The 8546-nt window shown below is 74.1% G+C and carries 8 protein-coding genes, 1 tRNA gene and 2 pseudogenes; 4 read left to right on the forward strand and 7 right to left on the reverse strand.

The window, feature by feature from the left end:
- Positions 1 to 798 (reverse strand): annotated as a pseudogene (locus tag F8274_RS28670) (hypothetical protein); the annotation flags it as partial.
- Positions 799 to 1068: 270 nt separating this feature from the next.
- The gene (locus F8274_RS28675; protein WP_151465483.1) at positions 1069 to 1689 is read right to left on the reverse strand and encodes an ANTAR domain-containing response regulator; all 621 of its coding nucleotides are present in this window, start codon (positions 1687 to 1689) and stop codon (positions 1069 to 1071) included.
- 94 nt (positions 1690 to 1783) lie between these two features.
- Here F8274_RS28675 and F8274_RS28680 point away from each other — a divergent pair.
- Both F8274_RS28680 and F8274_RS28685 read left to right on the forward strand, forming a co-directional pair.
- Positions 1784 to 1859 (forward strand) — tRNA-Leu (locus tag F8274_RS28680).
- 368 nt (positions 1860 to 2227) lie between these two features.
- A complete protein-coding gene (locus F8274_RS28685) occupies positions 2228 to 2641 on the forward strand; it encodes a hypothetical protein (RefSeq protein WP_151465484.1) in 414 nt (137 codons plus the stop codon).
- A 5-nt stretch (positions 2642 to 2646) separates the two neighbouring features.
- Here the strand turns inward: F8274_RS28685 and F8274_RS28690 are convergent, their stop codons facing one another.
- Positions 2647 to 3822 carry a PLP-dependent aspartate aminotransferase family protein gene (locus F8274_RS28690; protein ID WP_151465485.1) on the reverse strand — a complete coding sequence of 392 codons (1176 nt, stop codon included), beginning with the start codon at positions 3820 to 3822 and terminating at the stop codon, positions 2647 to 2649.
- 83 nt (positions 3823 to 3905) lie between these two features.
- Between F8274_RS28690 and F8274_RS28695 the strand changes: the two genes are divergently transcribed.
- Together F8274_RS28695 and F8274_RS28700 are read left to right on the forward strand one after the other, a co-directional pair.
- Positions 3906 to 4385, forward strand: coding sequence for an Lrp/AsnC family transcriptional regulator (locus F8274_RS28695; RefSeq protein WP_091267841.1), 480 nt, complete (start codon positions 3906 to 3908; stop codon positions 4383 to 4385).
- 43 nt (positions 4386 to 4428) lie between these two features.
- Entirely contained in the window at positions 4429 to 5439 is a 1011-nt protein-coding gene (locus tag F8274_RS28700; protein ID WP_192580035.1) for an LLM class flavin-dependent oxidoreductase, read from the forward strand.
- 167 nt (positions 5440 to 5606) lie between these two features.
- Here F8274_RS28700 and F8274_RS32745 read toward each other — a convergent pair.
- From F8274_RS32745 to F8274_RS28720, 4 genes and pseudogenes are all read right to left on the reverse strand, one after another.
- Positions 5607 to 5777 (reverse strand): annotated as a pseudogene (locus F8274_RS32745) (hypothetical protein); the annotation flags it as partial.
- 603 nt (positions 5778 to 6380) lie between these two features.
- Positions 6381 to 7382, reverse strand: a complete 1002-nt coding sequence (locus tag F8274_RS28710; RefSeq protein ID WP_151465486.1) for a sulfite exporter TauE/SafE family protein — start codon at positions 7380 to 7382, stop codon at positions 6381 to 6383.
- 200 nt (positions 7383 to 7582) lie between these two features.
- Entirely contained in the window at positions 7583 to 8053 is a 471-nt protein-coding gene (locus tag F8274_RS28715; RefSeq protein WP_151465487.1) for an Rrf2 family transcriptional regulator, read from the reverse strand.
- Between the two features lie 72 nt (positions 8054 to 8125).
- A partial coding sequence (locus F8274_RS28720; RefSeq protein ID WP_192580036.1) for an acyl-CoA thioesterase II occupies positions 8126 to 8546 on the reverse strand: 421 nt, incomplete at its 5' end.

An 8546-nucleotide genomic window follows, 5' to 3' on the forward strand; every position in this document is an offset into this window, starting at 1 on the left:
CCCCGACCGGACCACCCGCTGCAGGTCCTCCTCCGCGCCCGGCAGCACCGCGCGCCGCCAAGCCGACCCGTCCGCCGAGGTCCACACCACCGCCGACGATCCGGTACGCCCCGACGACAGCACCGAGCCCACCATGAGCCAACCCGACGCCGTCGCCGTGCCGTCCGCCGCCCAGGGCCGGCCGCCCGCATCCGTCGCCAACCCCGGCACCGCGCTCACCAACCGGAAGTCCACCCCGTCCGGCGACACCCACGCCGCCGCGCCGGTCGCCCGGTTGCCGGAGATCAGCCAGCCGTGCGGGCCGCCCGCGATCCGGCCCGCGTTCACCGCGTCCGCGCCCCCGAACACCTCGAACTCGGCCGGCACCTCGACCAGCGAGCCGTCCGCCACCTGCCGCCAGGTGCTGATCCGCGGATTGCCGTGCACCCCGCCGCTCTTGCCGCCCACCGCCGCCAGCCGGCCGTCCCGGCAACCCGCCGCCGTCAGCACGTTCGCCTCGCCGTACGGGCTCCGGGGCACCGGACGCAGCGCCGTCCACGTCGCCGCGTCGGCGCTCGACCAGGCCGCCGGGTGCGTGGCCCCGGCCGCGTCCACCACCGCGCCCACCACGAACCAGCGGCCCGCACAGGCCGCCGCGTCGCGCAGCGCCAGCCGCCCGGAGAGGCCGGACGGGACCGGGAGGGTGACCGGCTGCCAGGCCGGGCGCAACGGCTCGGGCGCGGGCTCGGCCCGACCCGACGAACGGCAGGCAGCGAGCAGCACCACGAGCAGGCCGAGCACCGCCAGCGGACGCCGCATGGCGGCGATCGTATCGACCGGCCACGACGCGGGGAACCCGCCGAGCCACGTTCCCCGCGATGCCGTGCGGCCCGCCCTACGCGGTTTTCGCTCGGCGCGGCGAATCTCCCCGGCGCGGGCGCGTCGTTCCGGCGCGGCGTTGGCTCCGGTGCGGGTTGCGCTCCACGCGGCGTTTCGCTCCGACGCAGAGTTGTGCACCGGCGCGGTCATCAGATCGGCGGAACGCACCGCGGGCGCGGCCGAGCGGCGGCGCTGACGGTCGCGCCGGGATCAGGAGGCGGGCTGCGCCACCTCGCCGCCGGCGGTCTCGGCGAGGATCCGCTCGGCGACCTCCTTCATGGTCATCCGGTGGTCCATGGCGGTGCGCTGGATCCACTTGAACGCCTGCGGCTCGGTCATCCCGTAGGTCGTCATGAGCGCGCCCTTGGCCCGCTCGACGGTCTTGCGGATCTCCAGCCGGTCGGTGAGGCCGGCGACCTCCGCCTCCAGCGCCGCGATCTCCGAGTAGCGCGACAGCGCGATCTCGACGGCCGGCACGAGGTCGCTCTTCTGGAACGGCTTGACCAGGTAGGCCATCGCGCCCGCCGCGCGCGCCCGCTCCACCAGGTCCCGCTGGCTGAACGCGGTCAGGATGATCACCGGGGCGATCCGCGCGCCGGCGATCCGCTCGGCGGCGGCCAGCCCGTCCATGATCGGCATCTTGATGTCGAGGATGACCAGGTCCGGCTTCAGCTCCTCGGCGAGCTTCACGGCGGTCTCGCCGTCACCGGCCTCGCCGACCACCTCGTAGCCCTCTTCCACCAGCATCTCGGCCAGGTCCAGCCGGATGAGCGCCTCGTCCTCGGCGATCAGAACGCGCTTGCGCTCGGCATCCGCCTGCATCTCGGCCACGAGCCACTCCCACCAGTCTGAGCCCGGCACCCGCCGTGCCGGGTGCCACCGCCCTTAGCGTAGTGGGTATCCTTGCACCGCCGAACTGCGCAATGCCCCTGTAGTCCAATGGCAGAGACAATGGCTTCAAACTCCATACAGTGTGGGTTCGAATCCCACCGGGGGCACCAAACTTGTCGTACGGGCGTTCGAAGATAGGCTCGTGCATCCACCCAAAATTCGCGCCCGAGCACGGCAGGTCTTCCTGTCCGGGGCCACCGTCGCCGAAGCGGCTCGCAGTGTCGGCCTCAGTTACCCCACGGTGTGGCACTGGTGCAGGGACCGCCCCACGCCTGCTGTTCAGGGCACCGCGCTGCGATGTTTCCGCTGTCGCACGGATGTCCAGGTTCCGACAGATCCCGCCGCTTACGCCTACCTGCTCGGCCTCTACCTGGGCGACGGGCACCTGGTGACCACCGCGCGGGTACCGGTGCTTCGGATCTCCTGCACCAGCAGTTGGCCGGGCCTGATCAGCGCTTGCGACGATGCCATGCGGGCCGTGCTGGCAGAGAAGGTGCAGCGCGTCCGGCAGCAGGGCTGCGTCAATGTCCAGAGCTACGGCACGCACTGGCCCTGCCTGCTGCCGCAGCACGGGCCGGGCAAGAAGCACGAGCGCCCGATCGTCCTGGCCGACTGGCAGCGGACCATTGTCGAGCGGCACCCGGGCGACTTCCTGCGCGGCCTGTTCCACTCCGACGGCTGCCGGTTCGCCAACCGGGTCACCGTGCGCGGCAAGCAGTACGTCTATCCCCGCTACATGTTCACCAACGAGTCGGCCGACATCATGGGCCTCTGCCGGTGGGCCCTCGACCTGCTCGGCGTCGCCTGGCGGATGAACCGCCGCAACTCGCTGTCGGTGGCGCGGCGCGACGCCGTGGCGGCGTTGGACCGCCACGTCGGCCCGAAGTCCTGACCTCGTCAGATCACGGACAGCGCCTGCGCCAGGTCGGCGCGCAGGTCCTCGGGGTCCTCCAGCCCGACCGAGAGGCGCAGCAGCCCGCCGCACGGCTTGGCGTCGTCCTCGACCGGCCGGTGGGTGAGCGAGGCCGGGTGCTGGATGAGGGTGTCCACACCGCCGAGCGACACGGCGTGGGTGATGAGCCGGCAGGCCCCGGCGACGGCGGCCGCGGCGGGGGCGCCACCGCGTACCTCGAAGGCGAGCAGGCTGCCGGGGCCGGCCATCTGACGGCCGACCAGGCCGGCCGGGTCCCCGACGCTGGGGTGGTGCACCCGGGCGACGGCGGGGTGGTCGGAGAGCCAGGCGGCGAGCTTCTCGGCGCCGGCCTGCTGGGCGCGGACCCGCAGCGGCAGGGTCTGCAGGCCGCGGTGCAGGAGGTAGGCGCCGAGCGGGTGCAGGACGGCGCCGGTGACGGCGCGGACCTGGCGCAGCCGGGTGGCCCATTCGGGCGCGCAGGCGACGACGCCGGCGAGGACGTCGCCGTGGCCGCCGATGCTCTTGGTGGCGCTGTGCAGCACGAGGGCGGCGCCGTGCCGGGCGGGTTGCTGGAGCACCGGGGTGGCGACGGTGTTGTCGACGAGCAGCGGGACGTCCCCGGCGGCGGTGGCGAGGGCGGCGATGTCGACCAGGTCGAGGGTGGGGTTGGCCGGGGTCTCGACGACGACCAGGGCGGTGTCGGGGCGGATCGCGGCGGCGACCTCGTGGGGCCGCGCCCAGGTGACCTCGGTGCCGAGCAGGCCGGTGGCGAGCACGTGGTCGGTGCCGCCGTAGAGGGGGCGGACGGCGACGACGTGCCGTTTCCCGTCGCGGGTGGCGGCGAGCAGGGTGGCGGTGAGGGCGGCCATGCCGCTGGCGAAGGCGACGGCCTCGGCGGTGCCTTCGAGCTGGGCGAGGGCGGTCTCGAAGCGGGCGACGGTGGGGTTCCAGAGCCGCTGGTAGACGGCGCTGCCGCCGGCGCGGAGGGTGCCGCCGGTGGCCAGGGTCTCGTAGTCGTCGCCGCCGCCAGCCACGGAGGGCAGCGGGTTGGTGGTGGAGAAGTCGATCGGCGGCACGTGGACGCCGAGACCGGCGAGATCCTCGCGCCCGGCGTGCACGGCTGCGGTGTCCACGGTTGTCATGGCGGAAGCGTCGAACATGAGGCCGCAATCAGGCAAGAGGAGCGAAGGAGATTCTGTCCACAGCCCTTCCGGGGGAGGGAAGTTCGGGGAAGGATGGTCACATGCCTGTCGCACCGAATGATGTACGGCCCTTCGGGGCGCTGGACGACACCGACCGCGCGATCCTGGCCGAGCTGGCGGCGGACGGCCGGTTGCCGAACAACGCGCTCGCCGAGCGGGTGGGGGTGGCGCCGTCGACGTGCCTCACGCGGACGCGGGCGTTGCGCGAGTGCGGGGCCATCCGGGGGTTCCACGCGGAGGTGGACCCGGCGGCGGTGGGGCTGCCGCTGCAGGCGCTGGTGTCGGTGCGCCTGGCGGCACACGAGCGGGCCGCGGTGGACGCGTTCCGGGCCCGGTCGGTGCGGCTGCCGGGGGTGGTGTCGGTGTTCCACGTGGCGGGCGCGGAGGACTACGTGCTGCACGTGCGGGCGGCGTCCGGGGACGCGCTGCGGGACTTCGTGCTGGACCACCTGGCGGTGGATCCGGCGGTGCAGCACACCCAGACGAGCCTGATCTTCGAGCAGGCGCGGGGCATGGGTTAGCTCCAAGGGAACAATTCCGGCGCACGGCGTGTTGGTGTGGCGTGTGATCGACGTACCCTTGTCTGTTCTTGATCTTGCTCCCGTGGCCGCCAGCGGCAGCGCCGGTGAGGCGCTGCGGCACACCACCGAGCTGGCCCGCCGCACCGAGGAGCTGGGCTACCGCCGGTTCTGGGTGGCCGAGCACCACAACATGCCGGCGATCGCCAGCTCCGCGCCGGCGGTGCTCCTGGCGCACCTGGGGGCGCACACCTCGACGATCCGGCTGGGCTCCGGCGGGGTGATGCTGCCCAACCACGCGCCGCTGGTGGTGGCCGAGCAGTTCGGCACCCTGGAAGCCCTGCACCCCGGGCGGATCGACCTGGGCATCGGCCGCGCGCCGGGCACCGACCAGGTGACCGCGCTGGCGCTGCGCCGGACCATGGAGGGGCTGTCGGCCGAGCACTTCCCGCGCGAGCTGGCCGACCTCATGAACTACTTCAGCGGCGCGGAGCCGGGCCCGATCACCGCGACCCCGGGCCGGGGGCAGTCGCCGGAGGTGTGGCTGCTCGGGTCGAGCGGGTTCAGCGCCCAGCTCGCCGGGCTGCTCGGGTTGCCGTTCTCCTTCGCGCACCACTTCAGCGCCCAGAACACCATCCCCGCGCTCCAGCTCTACCGGCAGAGCTTCCGGCCGTCGCAGTGGCTGGAGCAGCCGTACGCGATGGTGGCGGTCAACGCGGTCTGCGCGGAGACCGACGAGCGGGCGGAGTGGCTGGCCGGTCCGGCCGGGTTGTCGTTCCTGAAGCTGCGGTCGGGGCGGCCGGAGCCGCTGGCCAGCCCGGAGGAGGCGGCCGCCTACCCGTACTCGGAGTTCGAGCGGGAGTTCGTGGTGCAGCGCCGCGAGGGCCAGGCGACCGGTTCTCCGGAGACGGTGGCCCGGCAGCTCGGCGCGCTGCTGGAGCGCACCGGCGCCGACGAGCTGATGTTGACCACGATGGTCTACGACGTGGCCGACCGGGTGCGCTCGTTCGAGCTGATCGCCGAGAAGGTGGCCGGTGGCCTGCGCCGGAAGGGCTGAAACACGCTCTTCATAGCCACGTCACCCCACCGTCGCGCAGGCCGCCTACCTTTGGTGTCGGTGGTGGTACGGCATTCCCGGTCGGGACGGGTCGGGAGTGCTGCGGTGTGGTGCACCGGGTCGCCGGCGGAGCGGATTCCGCGGCCGGCGGCCCGGTGCCTTCGCGTTCAGCGCAGGTAGATGTTCGGCGCGGGCGGGGTGCTCATGCCGTCGCCGAGCTGGAAGCCCGGATGCGGTGGCTGGTTGTAGGCGGTGTTCTGCCAGGCCACGGCCACCCGGTACTGCGGGTCGTGCATCAGGGTCGGCAGGCGCAGTCCGGTCGTGACGGGCGTGCTGTAGCCGGCGCGGCAGCCGGTTGCCGCCGCGGCGGCGGTGACCGTGCCGACGGCGCCGGCCACGAGGGCGGCCGCCGAGGCCGCGGCGAGCAGCGCGGTCCGGCGACGCGGAAGGAAGGGGTGCACGGGGATGCCTTTCGCGGAGGTCAGGCACGGGACGCCCGCGCCGGCCTGCCCGGACCGGCGGAGAAAGGGGTACGCCGCACTGACGTAACAGGATCGACGTCGATGACTGGCTCCACGCCCCGTCAGCGTAGGACAACGCTTTCCGGCCGCACAACCACTGCCGTCGCCGCCTACGTCGACTCCGGTCGGACACGGCGACGAGGCGGGCTGGTCGATCCGCGCGCCGGTCACCCCGCACGCCGGCCGGCGACCGCGCCGACCTCGTGGCCTGGTCCGGCCCGGGGTGCGCTTCGCCGGTGCGGGCCGGGGCGCGCGTGATCCACTCCAACTCGCCGAGCTGGCGGTATCCGCGACCCCGGGATGCCGCCACCTCGCCGAGCTGGAGTCGATCAACGGCTGATGCGGGGAGGGCCAGTTCGACCGGCTCGTCGGCGGGTCACTGCCGGCGGGGCAGCGTCGGGTGCGTACCTCGTGAAGGGGTCAGCCCTCGACGGCGGCGGCGAGCGGGCGGGGCTCCTCCGACGCGGTGGCGGCGGCCTCGGTGGCGGCGACCGGGCCGGCCGGGTCGGGGGCCGGGCCGCTGGCCTGCGCGGCGGCGAGGGACGCCTCGGCGGTGACCCGGGCCCGGCGGGTGCGGCGCAACGCCCGCGTGGCCAGCACCAGGGCGACCAGCCAGCCGGCGCCGAGCACCGTGTAGGCCAGGGCCGGGACGGGGCCGCCCAGCTCGCCGGCCCGCAGCAGGGTGCGGGTGTTGGTCAGCACGATCACGCCGCCGATGACGGCGCCGAGCAACTGGGCGGGGACGATGCGGACCAGCCAGGCGGCGATCGGCGCGGCGATCAGGCCGCCGATCAGCAGGGCGGCCACGGTGGGCAGCAGGAAGCCCTCGGAGCCGAGGCCGATGAGGAAGCCGATGCTGGCCGCGCCGGCCACCAGGAACTCGGAGGTGTCGACGGAGCCGATCACCTTGCGGGGTTCCATCCGGCCGGACACCAGCAGCGTCGGGGTGGCCACCGGGCCCCAACCGCCCCCGCCGGTGGCGTCGACGAAGCCGGCGACCAGGCCCAGCGGGGCCAGGAAGCGGCTGCGCAGCCGGCCGGCGGCGCGGTTGGCGCGCAGCGGCCGGGAGAAGCGGACCAGCAGGTAGGCGCCGAGGGTGAACAGGATGGCGGCCATCCAGGGGGCGGCGGACTCGGTGGAGATGGAGCTGAGGAACGTGGCGCCGGCGAACGCGCCGACCGCGCCGGGCAGCGCGATCCGGCCGACCACCCGCCAGTCGACGTTGCCGAACCGCCAGTGCGAGACGCCGGCGGCGAGGGTGGTGCCGATCTCGGCCAGGTGCACCGAGGCGGAGGCCGCGGCCGGGGCGACCCCGGCGAAGAGCAGCAGGGTCGACGACGTCAGGCCGTACGCCATGCCGAGCGCGCCGTCGACCAGTTGCGCGGCGAGCCCGACGAGGGCGAGGACCAGCAGCTTGCGCACGAGCGCCCCCTGACTTTTCGGTATCTCCTATCGACTTGGTCGACAATGCGGCACGGGGGCGCTCCGGTCAAGTCCTCCATCCGGTTGGTGGGAACACGCCGGACGGCGCGCCGGGCACCCGGGACGGCCCGGCGGACGCGCGGGACGGCGGCGTCGAGGCGTCGAGGGCGTCGAGGGCGTCGAGGGCGTCGAGGGGAGCGTCAGCTCCAGGCGCTGGGGTCGGCGGCGAGGTCGTTGATCCGGCCGGGCAGGCTGCCGCTGGCCACGTCGGCGATGGTGACCAGTTCGAGGATCTCCCGCTCGCTGGCCCGCAGGGCGATCCACACGTCCTGCAGGGCGCGCGCCGCACCCTGGTAGCCGAGCTGCTCCGGGCGCTGGCCGCGGACGTTCGCCAGCGGGCCGTCGATCACCCGGATCACCTCGGCGAGGGAGATCTCCGCCGCGGGCCGGGCCAGCCAGTAGCCGCCCTCGGGGCCGCGCTGGGCGTGCACGATGCCGCTGCGGCGCAGCTGGAGCAGGATGCTCTCCAGGAACTTCGGCGGGATCTCCTGGGCGCGGGCGATCTGCTCGGCGGTCACCGGCCGGGTCCGCCCGGCGGCCGCGCCGTCGGCGACGGAAGCCAGCTCGGCGGCCGCGCGGAGGGCGTAGTCGACCCGAGCGGAGAGGCGCATGCCGGCAAGGTTAGTCCCCTGCTCAGCCGCCCGGTTTCCCGACCCTCGGCCGATCGGTCACGGTTTTCCGGGTCAGGCGCCGACCCGGCGCAGCAGCCCCTCCTGCACGGCGCTGGCGATGTGCCGGCCGTCGGTGGTGAACATCCGGCCGGTGGCCAGGCCCCGGGCGCCGGACGCCGACGGGCTCCAGCAGTCGTAGAGGAACCATTCGTCGGCGCGGAACGACCGGTGGAACCACAGCGCGTGGTCGAGGCTCGCCCCCACCACTCCCCCAGGCCCCCACACCTCGCCGTGCACCGACAGCACCGAGTCGAGCAGGGTGAGGTCGGAGGCGTAGGTGAGGGCGCAGGCGTGCAGCAGCGGGTCGTCGGGGAGCTTGCCGTCGAGGCGCATCCAGACGCGCTGGTGGGGTTCGGCGGGGCGGTCGCCGGGGCGTACCCAGCCGGGCTCGCCGACATAGCGCACGTCGATGGGGCGGGGGATCTGGCCCCAG

Source organism: Micromonospora sp. AMSO31t (assembly GCF_008868175.1).
Taxonomy (GTDB): domain Bacteria; phylum Actinomycetota; class Actinomycetes; order Mycobacteriales; family Micromonosporaceae; genus Micromonospora.

What these genes read in the sequence shown, in the direction of transcription:
- F8274_RS28715 (WP_151465487.1), bottom strand. Translation starts at nt 8,053, where the DNA reads ATGCGCCTCTCCGCTCGGGTCGACTACGCCCTCCGCGCGGCCGCCGAG.
- F8274_RS28695 (WP_091267841.1), top strand. Translation starts at nt 3,906, where the DNA reads ATGCCTGTCGCACCGAATGATGTACGGCCCTTCGGGGCGCTGGACGAC.
- F8274_RS28690 (WP_151465485.1), bottom strand. Translation starts at nt 3,822, where the DNA reads ATGTTCGACGCTTCCGCCATGACAACCGTGGACACCGCAGCCGTGCAC.